This window comes from Paenibacillus sp. NPDC055715 (assembly GCF_053617595.1).
In genome coordinates, this window is record NZ_JBSHGA010000006.1 from 87,148 (window position 1) to 103,029 (window position 15,882).

Consider the following 15,882-nt stretch of genomic DNA (forward strand, 5'->3'; position numbering starts at 1 on the left):
ACCCTGCGTGACGATTTTATATGAAAGGATTATTACGTTCAGCCTAGCTGGCTCTTCCTAAACGACGATCCTAAAAAAAGCTAAATATTGTACAGATAGAAAGTAGGAAGCTATCCATGGCTTTTATTCAGCGTTATGAAACGAACCAGACGGGGGCTGTTACCTTTATAGGGAATACGCTCGGATTGGCCCGTTCCACTTCGGTAGGAGTACCGGGAACTGTAACCAGCATTGGCGCTTTCATCACAACCAATACAGCCTCTCGCTTTGGCACGTATCCATTGGGCACAACCTCTGCAATTACAAGTAACTCATCGACAGCATTTCTTGTGCTTCCTGCGGGCAGTATGGTGCTGTATGCTGAGCTTATTTGGGGAGGAAGTTATGCCAACGGCAGCACCAATGTGTTGTCCAGCGCCAGCAATCCGGTCACATTTCAAACCCCCGCCTTGTCCACTACCGTCAGCCCTGAATCTGCAACCTCAGTCAATGTAACCAGCCTCAGCACCTATGTGAGAACGGCGAATGTGACCAATCTGGTCATTCAAGGCGGCGCAGGGGCATATACGGTCGGAAATGTAACAGGCACCATCACGGTTCCAGATTCGACCAACACGAACCATGCGGGCTGGACGCTGGCTGTGGTGTACAATAACCCGTCTCTGCCCTTCCGCAACCTGTCGCTGCGCGTAGGTGGTGAAGGGGTGAGTAGCGCCACAGGCGCCGTTAACGTTGTGGTGAGCGGCTTTGCCACGCCTGTACAGGGGACCTTGCGCGGCAGGGCACTGATTAGCGCCCAAGAGGGTGATGTAGACATCACTGGAGACCGTGCGCTGTTTGGACCTACCACAGCCAGTTTGACGGCGCTGTCGGGGCCCAACAATTTTTCAACTAACTTTTTCGCTTCCCAAATTAACGGGGATGACGGCACATTGGTCACGACGGGGACATTCGGTACAACCAATGCCCTGAATGGGGCACCCGGAACGCAGGTCACGGGTGGACGGCAGGGTTGGGACATTACTAACGTAGATATTTCCTCCACACTGCTTAACAGCCAAACCAGCGGTGTCCTCCAACTGACAACAAATGGCGATATTTACACAGTGAATGCCAATGCAATTCAGATTGATATCAACGCCCCGCTGGTAACCCTGACCAAAACAGCCAGCGCTACAGGCTCGGTTATCGGCGATACACTTACGTATACAATCAACATATCGAATACTGGCCTGGTTAGCGCCTCCAGCACAGTGCTCACCGATACCATCCCGGTCGGGGCTACCTTCGTAGCCGGCAGCGTTGTCGTCGCAGGTACGGCCCAGCCGACAGCCAATCCCGCAACAGGGATTACCGTAGGTACGGTGGCTCCTGCTTCGACCGTGACCATTACGTTCCGAGCAACGGTCACTTCATTGCCAGCAAACACTCAACTGGGCAATCAGGCATCGGCAGCCTTCTCCTTCCAGACCGTGCCTGGCGGGCCTGTCATTTCCGGTAGCGTCCCGTCCAACACAGCGAGCACATCGATCTACCAGCCTGTTATCGGGATTGTTAAAAGTGCCAATACAACGGCCGCTACGGTTGGAGATACGATTACGTATACATTCCAAGTCTCCAACACGGGCAGCATTGCTGCAAATCTCAGCTTTTTGGAGAGCATTCCCGCCGGATCATCCTTCATACCTGGCAGCGTGACCATTGGCGGTTCTTCCGTACCTGCCGCCAATCCCGCCACAGGCTTCTCGGTAGGAACGATCAATACGAGTGCTACTATACCGGTCACCTTCCAGACCCTCGTCAATTCCGTTCCCGCCTCCGGAAGCTTGACTGATCAGGCAACGTACACGTATACCTTTACACCGCCTGACGGGCGTGTATTGAACGGAAGCGGTACATCCAACACCCTCATCATACCCGTATCCTCACCGAATGTAACTGTGACAAAAGCTTCTTTACTGGCGGCTGCCGCAGTCGGTGAAACCGTTCAGTTTACGATAACCGCTACGAACAACGGAAAAGCTAATGTGACCAATGTAGTGGTTACTGATCCGTTACCTACCGGAGTTGCCTTCGTAACTGGCAGCGTCACCGTGAACAGTACAGCATCGGCGTCTGCTACGCCCGTCAGCGGCATTCCGATTGGCACTTTGGCTCCGGGTGCATCGGTTACCGTAGTGTTTCGGGCAGCTATTAACTCATTACCGTCTCCTGCACAGATCAACAACCGTGCAATCGTCAGTTTCACTTCCGGTGCCTTTACAGGATCATCCCTGTCTAATCTGGTGACCATTCCTGTCGTTATTGCAGCTCCGACGATTACCAAAAGCGCAAGCTCCAACCGTGCCAGCGTAGGCGGCACAATCACTTACTCATTTCTGATTGCCAATACAGGGACTGCTGTATTAACCACAACCTTGACGGAAACTGTTCCAGCAGGCTCTACCTTTATTCCGGGAAGTGTCATTGTCGGAGGGTCCTCAGTGCCGGGGGCCAATCCCAATACGGGAATTTCGGTGGGTACTGTAAATCCCGGTGCACAAATCACCGTCTCGTTCCGTACTACTGTTGACTCCATACCATCCGGAGGGGGATTGAACGATCAGGGGCTGCTCCAATACACGTATCAGTTGCAAGACGGAAGAACCTTGTCCGGCTCGCTGCTATCCAATATCGTCTCCGTATCCATCTCCTTGCCCAGCGTAGCGGTGACAAAATCTTCCGGATTCACATCCGTTAGTGTAGGTGAAACGCTGACCTACAGCGTGACCGCTACAAACAACGGAATTGACCCGATCACCAGCACCGTGATTACCGATCCACTTCCCGGCAGCGTGTCCTTTGTCCCCGGCAGCGTGACGGTTAGCGGCTCGCCTGTGAGTGCTGCTGACCCCAGAAATGGCATTCCAGTCGGCACGATTGGGGCAGGTGCATCTGTTCAGGTAGCCTACGCTGTGCTGGTCAATGCCGTCCCGGCTGTACAGCCGCTGCAAAATACAGCCAGGGTCAGCTTTACGAGCGGCGCTTTTATTGGAACATCCCAGACGAATACCGTCTCTGTGCCGGTCTATCAGCCCCGCATCAGTGTGGTCAAGTCCGCAAACACAACGGCCGCTACGATAGGCGATACGATTCTCTATACGCTATTAGTCACGAACAGCGGCAACTATAACGCTTCGGTGACGCTGACAGATGCTATTCCCGCCGATTCGACATTTATGGAAAACAGTGTGGTTATCAATGGCGTCAGCCATCCTGGAGCCAGTCCGGCAGCTGGTATTTTCATCGGAACCGTGTCGCCGCAAAGTCCTATCACACTGACATTTCAAACGGTGGTCACCTCTCTTCCGTCACCGTCCCAGCTAACAAATCAGGCGACCGCCGCTATTTCTTTCACTTTGCCCGACGGCCGGGTACGAACAGATAGTGCATCGTCCAACGTGTTATCCATCCCTGTGTCTGCGCCAAATGTATCCATATCAAAGACTGCAAACCGTTCCACTGCCATTCCGGGTGATTCGGTGCTGTACACCCTGACCGTACTCAACAACGGAATCGAGGCAGTGAACAATATAGTAGTTTCCGATCCCATCCCTGTGGGCTCTTCGTTTACAGCAGGCAGTGTAACGCTCAATGGTTCACCGATAACCGCTGGTGATCCATCTCTGGGCATTGCAATCGGCAGCATTGCCCCAGGAGGAGGCGCTACGATCACCTTCAGAGTGGTGGTATCCTCTCCATTGCCGAGTCCACCGCAGCTCACCAATCAAGCGCGTGTCAGCTACACCAGCGGTGCTTTTTCAGGTGTATCTGTGTCCAATGCGGTGACGGTGACCGCAAATGCTCCAGTGCTAACCGTGAGCAAAACCGCCGGGCCTGTACGGGCAACGGTTGGTGATATCGTAACGTATTCCGTGGCAGTAGAAAACAGCGGTAATATTGCTGCTGCTGCCACTTTGACAGACAATATTCCCGCAGGCTCAACACTGGTACCGAACAGCGTAGTCGTCAATGGTGCTCCTGTTCCGGGTGCCAGTCCCGCAACAGGTCTATCTATTGGCTCCATCGCACCCGGAGCCGTGGTTCAAACAACTTTTCAGGTGGTGATTACTTCCGTGCCTTTGCCTCCCCAACTCACCGACCAGGCGAATATCAGCTTCTCCTTTCAACCGCCGGATGGCCGGATTATCAACGGCAACGTTTCGTCCAATATTGTCACGATTCCCGTATCGTCGCCGAATGTACAGGTTACCAAAAGCACCTCGGCGGCTGATGCTGTTCCCGGTGATACGATAACCTACTCCATTACAGCTACGAATAGCGGAATTGAAACGGTCACTGATGTTCGCGTAACAGATACGATCTCAGCAGGCTCTACTTTTATTTCTGGCTCCGTAACCGTCAATGGAACGACACTAGCTTCAGCCAGTCCCCTAACAGGAATTCCGATCGGTTCACTGGCTGCCGGAGTATCTACGACTGTCACCTTTTCCGTATCTGTCAACAGTCTGCCTCAACCGCCGCAACTGAGCGATCAGGCTTCCGCTTCTTTTACCAGCGGCACACTGAATTTCACATCACTCTCCAACACAGTCACCGTTCCCGTTTATCAACCGATTATCAGCCTTGTTAAAACCTCTGGTACGAGTCAAGCGACTGTGGGCGATACGGTGGTTTATACTTTGACTGCGCAAAATACAGGCAATTTAGCGGCAACTGCCACCTTCACCGACGTCATACCGTCAGGCTCCTCATTTGTACCCAACAGCGTCACTGTAAACGGTCTGCCCGTTGCCGGAGCTGCGCCCCAAGCGGGTGTAGCGGTCGGAAGCATTGCTGCGGGTGCATCTGTCTCCCTTACTTTCCAGGTTGTCATTAACTCTGTTCCTGGCAGCTTAGGCTTGTTAAATCAAGGCTCGGCTACATTTACCTTCCAACCGCCTGACGGTCGGACACTAAACGGAAGTGTTCAATCGAATGCGGTGTTTATTCCGGTATCCAATCCGAATGTCGCCGTGACCAAAACGGCCAACCAAACCTCCGTCGCTTTCGGCGATACTATTACGTATACGATTACCGCAACGAACAACGACATTACACCCGTGACAGGGACCGTTTTTATCGACCCGATTGCCGACGGCACTACTTTTATACCTAACTCCGTACAGGTAGGCGGTGTAACGATACCGGGGGCCAACATCGCTTCAGGAGTCTCTGTAGGCTCGATCCCTGCATCCAGCTCTGTAACCGTCACCTTCCAGTCTACCGTAACGTCACTGCCTGCCTCAGGCGTGTCAACAGATCAGGCGATCGTCTCCTTCAACTCCGGGGCATTCGCAGGGCAATCTGTCTCTAATCAGGTCAATTTGCCTGTCTTGCAGCCGATTTTGAACGTGACCAATACCATTAGCGCGGACCGTGCAACCGTTGGGAATACACTGGCTTTTGTCATTACTGTAACCAACACGGGAAACGCCCCTGCACAAACGGTTGTGCTGGATCTGTTGTCCAACTCGCTCAGCCTGAATCAAAACAGCGTATTGGTTAACGGCTCGCCCCTCCCCGGAGCAGACCCGATTACGGGGGTGAATATCGGGAGCGTTGGACCTGGCGCTACGGTAACGGTCTCGTTTAGCGCCGTGGTTATATCTGTACCGCCCGGTTCTATACTGACCAATCAGGCAAGTGTGAACTATACATTCCAATTGCCGGATGGACGAACGTTGACCGGAAGCAGCTCGGCCTTACCCGTGTCCATTCCGATCTCGTCACCTAACGTTACCGTCACCAAGGCGGCTAATGTTGCCGACGCTGTCGTGGGTGATTCGGTTCCTTACGTCATTACTGTCTTCAATAATGGGCTTGATCCCGTTACTAGCGTCATCGCTACCGATACAATCCCTGTCGGAACTGCGTTTGTGCCTGGCAGCATTACAATCAATGGTGTACCTGTTGTTTCCGCAAATCCGCAAAACGGCATTCCTGTAGGGACCCTCGGTCCTAGCGGAGGCGCTACCATTCGCTTTTTGCTGAATGTACAGTCTTTGCCGACACCTGCTGTCATTACCAATGAAGCAACCGTCAGCTTCACCTCAGGTGTCTTTAATGGATTTTCCGTATCTAGTCCCGTTACTATCCCTGTGTATCAACCGATCGTCACGGTAGCCAAAAGCGCAGAAAAGGGAAAAGCGACGGTTGGGGATACCATAACCTACACGCTTTCAGTTACTAACGGTGGAAATATCGGTGTAGATACCGTGCTTAGTGATCCGATTCCAGCCGGATCAGCCTTTATTCCCAACAGCGTGGTTATCAATGGCACAGCAGCCCCTGGCTCTGACCCAACGGTCGGAGTTGCACTGGGTATTATAGGAGGGAACACAACCGTTACCCTGACATTTCAGGTAGTCATTACCTCGCTACCCGCATCAGGTACATTAGTCAATCAGGCAACCGCTGCTTTCAGCTACCAACCACCGGATGGTCGTGTGCTGAGCGGAAGTGCGGCATCTCCATCTGTGACTGTCTCCGTCTCTTCGCCAGATGTGGATGTGGTCAAAACGGCCTCCGCTACAGATGCCGTGGTGGGGGATACGATTACGTATACCGTGATTGCTACAAATAACGGGATCAGCACAGTCGTCAATGCCGTCGTATCTGATCCACTGCCGCCCGGGACCAGCTTTGTCTCTGGTAGCGTAATCGTGAATGGAGCACCTGTGCCTGCTGCCTCACCAAGCTCAGGTATCCCTGTAGGCACCATTGCGGTAGGCGGCTCAGCAGCAGTCACTTTCCAGGTTTCTGTCGTCAGTCTGCCTCAGCCGCCGCAAATTACCAATCAGGCGACCGTCAGCTTCACTTCAGGCGCTCTGACCTCGTCTTCGCAGTCCGATCCTGTTACCTTGCCAGTTTATCAGCCGATCATCAGCCTGACCAAGACCGTTAATACAGTCAACACGCAAATCGGATCGACGCTGGTCTACACGCTGACGCTTGCCAATACGGGAAATATCGCTGTTATTCCTGTACTGTCGGATAACATTCCCGCAGGCTCAGAGCTGCTTCCTAACAGTGTCGTCGTTAATGGCGTCCTTGTACCAGGAGCCTCACCAGTTGCAGGAATCACACTTGGTTCCCTTGCTCCTTCGGGCAGTATCGTGGTGAGCTTCCAAACTGTCGTTTCGTCCCTACCTAACCCGCCGGTACTGACCGATCAAGGGCAAGCGAACTTTACTTACTCACCGCCTGATGGCAGAGTTCTAAGTGGTTCCGTCACATCCAATACGGTCAATGTCACTGTATCCGCTCCTAATATTCAGGTAGCCAAAACGTCCAGTCTCACAGCCGCTGTAGTCGGAGATACGATCAGGTATACACTGAGCATCAACAACAGCGGTGTGGATACAGTCACAGATACCGTGGTAACCGATACGATTCCGTCTGGTACCTCCTTTGTTCCGGGTAGTGTTCTTATCGACGGAGTAGCCTTCCCAAATGCTTCGCCAGTTGCAGGAATTGCCATTGGAAACGTCGCGCCTGGAAATACATCTATCGTAAGTTTCCAGACTTCCGTCCAAACCTTGCCGCAGCCACCCCTACTTACAGATATCGCGGCTGTCACGTTTACCAGTGGAACGTTCACCGGAACTGCCTTTTCCGTCCCGCTCATCGTGCCTGTGTTCCAGCCGTTGATTGCACTTACCAAAACATCCAGCACCCTTAGCGCATCCGTCGGTGACACACTAACCTACATGATTACAGCCGTGAATAACGGAAACATTGCAGCAGCCCTTACGATCAGCGATAACATTCCTGCCGGATCATCTTTTCTTGCCAACAGTGTCAGTATTGCAGGCATTCCGCAGCCCGGATTATCCATTGAAACAGGCGTTCCAATTGCCTCCATATTGCCAGGCGGAACTGTATCCGTGACTTTCCAAACCATTATCAACTCGCTGCCTAACCCACAGGTGTTGATCGACCAGGCATCTGGATCGTTCACGTTTCAGCCGCCGGATGGCAGAACCATATCTGGATCAGCCGTCTCCGACTCACTCAGCATCTCCGTATCCTCACCAGATGTCAGCATCGTCAAAGGTACAGCGGCTACAAATGCCATTGTCGGAGACATCATCACCTATACACTAGCTGTCTCCAATAATGGGATTAGCACAGCCAATAACGTTGTCGTTTCAGATATGATTGCAGCAGGAAGCTCCTTTGTAAATGGCAGTGTGACCGTAGGCGGAACCTCCTTCCCTAGTGGAAATCCGGGATTTGGTATTGCTATCGGTTCACTCGCTCCTGGGGCCGTTACGACCGTCACGTTCCAGGTTCAAGTTAATTCCTTGCCCACGCCGACACAACTATCCAACCAGGCTTCAGTCAGCTTTACAAGCGGCGTTTTCACTGGCAGCTCTACATCCAATATCGTGACCATTCCAGTGTTCCAACCGATCCTGACAGCAGCCAAAACAAGTAGTACCAACAATGCTACGATAGGAGACGTCATTACCTATACCATCGTTGTAACCAACACCGGGAACATCGCAGCCTCGACCACTGTAACCGACAATATTCCGGACGGCTCCGTTTTCCTGCCAAACACCGTGTCGATTAACGGCATTGCCGCTCCCGGCGCAAGTCCGGTTTCTGGCATCCCGACTCCAGCCATATTTTCAGGCCAATCGGCGACCATCACTTTCCAAGTACTGGTATCTTCCATCCCTGTAACTGTACTGCTGGTGGATCAGGCCGAGGTAGACTATCGCTTTAGTGCTCCAGACGGACGGGAGGCGGGAGGCTTCCATTTATCCAACATCGTCCAGGTTGCCGTTTCACCGCTGAACATCACATTAAGTAAAAGCGTAAGCTCACCTTTCGCCACTGCTGAAGATACCTTGACTTATGAGCTCGTTATCCTTAACGAGGACGGGGACACTGTGCAGAACGCTCGTTTGCTGGACGCTTTACCAGAAGACATCGAATTTGTTACAAGTTCCGTTAAAATCAACGGGACAACAGTCGCAGGAAGCAATCCCGAGAATGGTATTTCTTTGCCGCCGCTAGAGCCGAAAACGACGACAGTGGTTTCCTTTGAAGCCCATATCGCGGCAACAGGCAAACCGGGACCACGTACGAATCAGGCCCGCTTGCTGCTTACGGAGGGAGAAGAAGCGAGTGCGATCCTGTCCAATGCTGTAACCATTGCCGTACTCCAGCCTGTTCTGAAGCTCACCAAATCTGCCGATACAGACAGTGTGCTGCCAGGACAGAGTATCATTTATACCATCACCGCAGAAAACACTGGAAACATCGGTGCCTTCGGATTGCTGAGTGACTCACTGCCGCCGGAGCTCTCTTTTGTACCTGATTCCGTCTCAGTGAACGGAGTTGCGCAGTATGGTGTCAGTCCGGGGCAAAGCATCGCCCTCGGTACAATCGCACCGGGAGAAAAGGCTACTGTCGTCTTCTCTGCTCTCGTACTCCGGGTCTCCGAATCAGGCACACTCGTGAATGAAGCTTCATTGGCCTACTCCTACCAATTGCCGGATGGACGCAGTTTACATTTGGAAACCGTCTCTTCCCCCGTCACAGTGAAGGCAACCCGATCTGTAGAAGGAGACTTATCAGCCGTGTTAAGCACAACCGTATCAGCTGTCGTATTGGGTGATACAGTACCTTACCAGTTAGCTCTTGCGAACGACGAGGCCTCGGTTAGTACCGATGTGGTGTTAACCGATTATGTACCTGCTGGAACCGTCATTAATCCAGACAGCTTAAGAGTTAATGATTCACCTGCCTTGATCAAACCAGGTGAACCATTATTCATCGGCAGCCTTCAACCGGGGCAAAAAGTGAATGTATCCTACACCGTGAACGTTCAGTCACTGCCTGCCGGAGGCCGTCTAAACAATAGCGTGCAGCTCCGGTATGCTGATAGCAACGGTACGAGCGAGGTCACCAGCAACATCGTGACTGTAACCGTCTTTGACCCGCAGCTTGATGTAAGTATCTCCACGGAAAATGCTGAGGCCGTAGCAGGAGAACCCCTTACCTACACAGTGCAGCTTAACAACTTTGGCAACGTAACTACCGAAGTTACCCTGCAAAACTTTATTCCTGCTGGAACTCTGTTCGTGCCTGGCACCATTCAGTTGAACGGTCAATCCTTGTTGGGGACCAATCCTGCTGTTGGTGTTGGTCTCGGATCTGCGGAACCCGGACAGTCCTTAACGCTGACTTATCAAGTGACCGTGGCCGAAACAACTCCATCCGGCTACATCGTCAATCAGGCTACGCTTACCTATTCGTTCACACTACCTGGAGGAAGATCCGTATCAGGCTCTCTGGCCACAAATGCCATCAACACTCCAGTCGTATATCCACTGCTTGAATTAGTCAAAAATGTGAATACCGCCGATGCCTCCGTAGGCGATACGCTCACATTTACCGTACAAATCACGAACAAAGGCGGTATCCCGGCGCTATATCCATTGTTCACAGACCCGTTGCCGCAAGGACTGATTTACGTACCTAACAGCCTGACGATCCAGAGGGAAGCTCAGTCAGGCGCTAATCCGGGCACAGGAACCAATCTCCCGGATATTGCTCCAGGTGAGACTGTCACCCTTACACTACAAGCCCAAATCCGCGAAGCACCCGTGGATGGAACCTTCAGCAACCAAGCCACCGTCGCGTATACCTCACGTCGTAGCGGAGGTGAAACTGTTCAAGAGACTGCTCAATCCAACACCGTCGGCGTGACCGTCATCGCAGCTATTCCTAAACTCACACTTAGCTCCAGCGCTCTACGTGTCGGGCAAGAAGATACCTTGTCCTTTACCGTCAACGTGGAAAACATCGGTAACACTCCGCTGGAGGAGCTAGTACTCACTGCACCATTCGCAGCCGAAGATTTCCTTTTACTGCGAACGGTCACTGTGAACTCTGTGCCACTTCCATATCCTAAATTGCTCCAAGGTATCCCGTTGGGCCGTCTTGACCCAGACCATAAGGCCGTCATCGTCTTTTCCTTGGACATTGAATCCGCACTTCGTGCTTATCTAATCGCTCAAGTCATCCTGCGCTATCAATTCCGCTATCCAAACGGACGCGTAGAGAAGCAGTCTGCCTCCTCCAACACCATTTTCGTGGAGATGGCTGACTTCGACGGTTCTGTAGAGTAACTTTTCACCGTGCTGTGTATCACCTAGCTCCTTACCATCGTGTAAGGAGCTTTTTTATGTTTTTATGTACACCTGCTCATCTAGAAAACATAAAAAAGCCCTGGAATATATTCCAGGGCAGTTGCTAGCGCGTTATCCATTGCTAACCATCTTATCAATTATGTAGGTCGGCTATGCCGGGGATGATTATAGTTTGGTTACGTTAGCGGCTTGTGGTCCACGTGCGCCTTCGACAATGTCGAACTCCACGTCTTGTCCTTCTTCAAGTGTTTTGAAGCCTTCTGTTTGAATTGCGGAAAAATGAACGAATACGTCGCCACCATCAGCAGTTTCAATGAAACCATAACCTTTTTCTGCGTTAAACCATTTTACTTTACCTTGCATGCACTAACATTCCCTTCGTCATCAAATGAAGTGAAGCTCTCGCCCACATTTCCGACTATACCACCCAAAGTTATCCATTGTCAATTGGAATTGATAATGTTTTCATGTATAGTTATTCCATATATAACACAATGGATAAATAGTCAATAACTTTATTCCTAGGTCTAATAGAAATTAAACTAAAGAACACTTATCTAATTATATATTAAACTACTTCTTAGTGCCTGAAACGAGGAATTGATAGATTTTTTTGTGCGCTTCTTCTTTCATTTAAATTCAATAGAACTATACAAATCTTAAAAAGCTCTCTCCCACACAAAGCGTGCTTGGGAGAGAGCTTTTTAACTTATTTCCTACGATCCATTAGAAAGCTATCGGGCGTGTAGTTAGATTCGTAAACACTGCGTTGCGATTTAGCCTTATTTCGCTGGACAAGCCAATTTTGGGCTTCCAGCTTTAGCGATTGCATATACTGATCAATTATTGCATCATGGCTTAGAATATACTCTAATTTCTGTTTTTGCTCCGCTGTCATGGGAGTATTCTCCAAGGCACTCAGCAATTGATCTACCTTCATTTGACGAACTTCGACAAAAATATCAACTTCCTCGTAATTTGTCTCATTCAATCGAAGTATAAATTGTTGGGTTAGTTCCTCCAAATGGGATAAAGCCTCATTAATCATAGCTCACTGTTCCGAAGACAATGACATACCTGCTGTCAGCTTGTTCACTGCAATCCAAGTTTCACGCAACTCTTGCAGGTAACCCAAAACTTCTTCACCTGACTCAATCTTCTTTTTAATATTGGTTTGGATCAATAAATAGTTCATATACTCATATAAAGCGTATAAATTTTTGGATATGTCATACGAATGATTTAACGTGGACATTAGCTCACTAATGATGGTTTGTGCCTTGCCCAGGTTCATGTTGGCTTTAGCAATATTATCTGATGATATTCCCTCAAGACCGGCCTTTACAAAGCGAATGGCACCATCATATAACATAATGATGAGCTGCACCGGAGTAGATGTCTGCACCGAAGATTGTTTATATTTTTCATAAGGAGATGAAATCAAAACGGATCACCCTTTTCTTTACTATTTTAAAAGGTTTGCCAAATTGGACGACTGCGATTGGTACTTACTCATAGCTTTTTCCATTGCCGAAAATTGCTTGTAATAACGGTTTTCAGTATCAGCAAGGTTTTTGGTCAATTCTGTAATACTGCTGTTGAAGCTTTTAAGTTGCTTTCCCATTATACTATCAGCTTTTAAGGTCAAACTTGCATCGGAGTCAAATTTTGACGTACCTACTTTTTTTACTAACATGTCTAGCGTAGTATCAAGCTTACTTCTTAGTTCGCTATAGACCGGCTTGCTATTTATATCAGCAGAAGACCCAGTGAATATATTCAAAACCTTATCCGGATTGGTCGTCAAAGCGGCCTTCAGTTTTTCTTCGTCAATTTTCAGTTTACCATTCTCATAGTATTGGCCTGTAGTAATACCAACCGAACTCAGATCTCCTAATTTACTGGAAATAACCGTTCGCATAGAAGACACAGCAGAACTCAAAATGGAATCATTTTTGAGAAGGCCGCTTTTGGCCTTTTCTTCCCACTGCTTAATTTCATCTTCCTTCATCTCTTTCCTCTGATCTGCTGTCAATGGCGGAAAACCGCGGTACTTTTGTTCGTTTACTTTTTTATTAAATGTACTTAATAAGTCATTATAAATATCTACAAAAGATTTAATGGTCTCCACAGCTTTTGTAGGATCGGATTGGGTTGTTATTTTAGCCGGTCCCGTGGCCCCCGTAGTCTCTAGCAGAGTGAGCTTTACTCCATTTACAATGAGAGTACTCTTATCAGGATTATAAGTTTTAGAACTTGAATCCGCAGTATTCGTTACTATAACTTCTCCTTTTTCAGCCATCTTTACGTCTGTAGAACTAATTTGGAATAAATCCATAAGTGTACTGCTCTTAACCTGCTTATCCGCACCTGTTAATTTAATATTATTGCTATCCCCATAGTCATTAGCTGTAATAGAGAATTTGCCACTGATTTCATCGAAGGTCGCTGTTACGTTCGCCCCTTCCGAATTGATACGGCCAATCACTGCAGATATTGTATCGGTTTTAAGAAAAGTGATTGTTTTGTCATTTATATTTAACTCATAAGTATCTGACGCACTACCACCTGCAATTTGCTCCAATGTTGTATTTTTAGTAGCATCTGCTGCACTACTTCCAGCAGTACGTAAGCCTGTAGAGGTTTGCATATTGGACTTTGTTGCTAACTTGTTAACGACTACAGACATAGGTGTGGGGTTAGCATCAGCATTCGCGTCTGCTTTAATAGCCGTTAAATTACCAGTTACTGCTGATTTTTGAGTGTTCATAGCAACTGACTGGTTCATATCCTTCATTTTTTGGCTAAATTGTACAATTTTAGTGTTTAATTCACGATAGCTATCACGCGTCCACTCCAATGTCTGTTTCTGCTGATTCAGCTTGTTTAGCGGTGCTCTTTTGGCAGTCATCATTGATGTGACCATACTATCTATATCCATTCCTGAGAAGCCGTTTATACGCATTGTAATACCCCCTTATATTTTTCCATCTATGAGAATTCCTGTAATTCCCATCATCTTTGCAACTAAATCCAAAGTCTTTTCAGGTGGGATTTCTCGAATCAGTGCACCTGTATCTTTGTTCAAAACCTTAACCAAGATCTGATGGGTCTTTTCGTGCACACTCATTTCCAAGGTTGTAGTAGGACCTTGAAGAGCCTTAACGGCCCGATCTATCGCTTTAATAAGCTGTTCATCTCCCAAAGGAATGGGGAGTCCCTGCCTTTCAAGCCTACTTAATTCTGATCCATTTCTTACGGCTTGCATTAATTGGCTGTCCTGATTGGCTATAGCGTCGTTATGTTGGCTTATACCGCCTGTTCTGCCACTCACCGCATTCGTCAAAAAAGAGAACTACAAGTTCATCGTACAACCTCCGATGGGATTATTTATTATATTTATCGGTTCGCAATGCATGAGTTTGAATAGAATGGTTAAAATTGATGACCTCTATACATGTGGGCCATTGAAATTGCAATCTTACATTTCTAACATATATAAAATAAAGGTAACACCCTCAACACTGTCCGCTTGAGGGTTTCACCTTTATTTCGTATGAAAACTAATACTCTTATCTATCCAAACAATCTGCTTCATATTCAGCAATCTGCTGCTCACACAGTTCCTTTATATCTCTGCCTTGCAAATAACCAACAACCCATTGAATAGTAGCATCCAATGCTCTATCCAACTGCCACCTTGGAGCCCAATTAAGCTCTTTCAACGCCTTGGAGCAGTCCAGCTTGAGCATATTTGCTTCATGCATATGATTCTGTCTTATTACCTGAAACCCAGGGTGCTCATAAGGCCATCTGCTGAGCATCTGTTCGACTATCCATTCAACTGACTTAGCATCGCCGTCTCGCGGCCCAAAATTCCAGGCTTGAGCAAAATCGTCGCCTTCTAAGTATAAGTTTTGGCAAAGCAGTAAATATCCCGATAATGGCTCAAGCACATGTTGCCAAGGGCGGATAGCCTCAGGATTTCGTATTTGAATCTGCTTTCCACTCCTCAATGACTTAACCAAATCAGGAATTAGTCGATCTTCTGCCCAGTCACCTCCGCCGATCACATTGCCGGCTCTTGCCGTTGCCACTCTTATCTCGGATGATTGAAAAAAGGATCGACGATATGCTGAGGTAACCAGCTCTGAACAAGCTTTGCTACTAGAATATGGATCATATCCACCCAGGGTATCAATCTCCCGGTATCCCCACTGCCATTCCTGATTCTCATAACATTTGTCCGTTGTTACATTTAATATAACACGTATCGAAGGACAACAACGCGCAGCCTCCATTACATTAACGGTACCCATTACGTTTGTGGCGTATGTTTCGACCGGACTCTCATATGATTTTCTAACCAGAGGTTGTGCTGCCATATGAATAATGACCTCCGGATTCGCCTTCTGCATGGATTGTTTAAGTTTTTCAAAGTCTGTCACATTACCATCTATAACAGACTCAACCAAAAAATCCCCTACATTTCCCAAATTAAACAAAGATGGGGTTGAGGGAATATCCACAGAATAACCCGTAATATGCGCACCCATACTATGAAGCCAAAGGCTAAGCCAACTTCCTTTGAATCCTGTATGTCCAGTAAGGAATATACGTTTTCCGAACCAAAAGTTACGATTTACAATACCTGATTTCCCCATACAAGCTT

The 15,882-nt window shown here is 48.7% G+C and carries 7 protein-coding genes; 1 reads left to right on the plus strand and 6 read right to left on the minus strand.

Annotated elements, in window-relative coordinates:
• Positions 1 to 116 precede the first annotated feature (116 nt).
• Complete coding sequence (locus ACWGOO_RS12025; protein WP_452483642.1) at positions 117 to 11,189, plus strand: DUF7507 domain-containing protein; 11,073 nt, start codon at positions 117 to 119, stop codon at positions 11,187 to 11,189.
• A 186-nt stretch (positions 11,190 to 11,375) separates the two neighbouring features.
• Here the strand turns inward: ACWGOO_RS12025 and ACWGOO_RS12030 are convergent, their stop codons facing one another.
• The 6 genes from ACWGOO_RS12030 to rfbG form a co-directional block, all read right to left on the minus strand.
• Positions 11,376 to 11,573 (minus strand): cold shock domain-containing protein, encoded by a 198-nt coding sequence (locus tag ACWGOO_RS12030; RefSeq protein ID WP_013373372.1) that lies wholly within the window; start codon positions 11,571 to 11,573, stop codon positions 11,376 to 11,378.
• A gap of 346 nt (positions 11,574 to 11,919) precedes the next feature.
• Positions 11,920 to 12,258 (minus strand): hypothetical protein, encoded by a 339-nt coding sequence (locus ACWGOO_RS12035; RefSeq protein WP_452483645.1) that lies wholly within the window; start codon positions 12,256 to 12,258, stop codon positions 11,920 to 11,922.
• Positions 12,259 to 12,261: 3 nt separating this feature from the next.
• Positions 12,262 to 12,654 (minus strand): flagellar export chaperone FliS, encoded by a 393-nt coding sequence (gene fliS, locus ACWGOO_RS12040; protein ID WP_452483647.1) that lies wholly within the window; start codon positions 12,652 to 12,654, stop codon positions 12,262 to 12,264.
• Between the two features lie 21 nt (positions 12,655 to 12,675).
• A complete protein-coding gene (fliD, locus tag ACWGOO_RS12045; protein WP_452483649.1) occupies positions 12,676 to 14,175 on the minus strand; it encodes a flagellar filament capping protein FliD in 1,500 nt (499 codons plus the stop codon).
• A gap of 12 nt (positions 14,176 to 14,187) precedes the next feature.
• Positions 14,188 to 14,556, minus strand: a complete 369-nt coding sequence (locus ACWGOO_RS12050; protein WP_452483651.1) for a flagellar protein FlaG — start codon at positions 14,554 to 14,556, stop codon at positions 14,188 to 14,190.
• 226 nt (positions 14,557 to 14,782) lie between these two features.
• Positions 14,783 to 15,874 carry a CDP-glucose 4,6-dehydratase gene (rfbG, locus tag ACWGOO_RS12055; protein ID WP_452483653.1) on the minus strand — a complete coding sequence of 364 codons (1,092 nt, stop codon included), beginning with the start codon at positions 15,872 to 15,874 and terminating at the stop codon, positions 14,783 to 14,785.
• Positions 15,875 to 15,882: the final 8 nt, after the last annotated feature.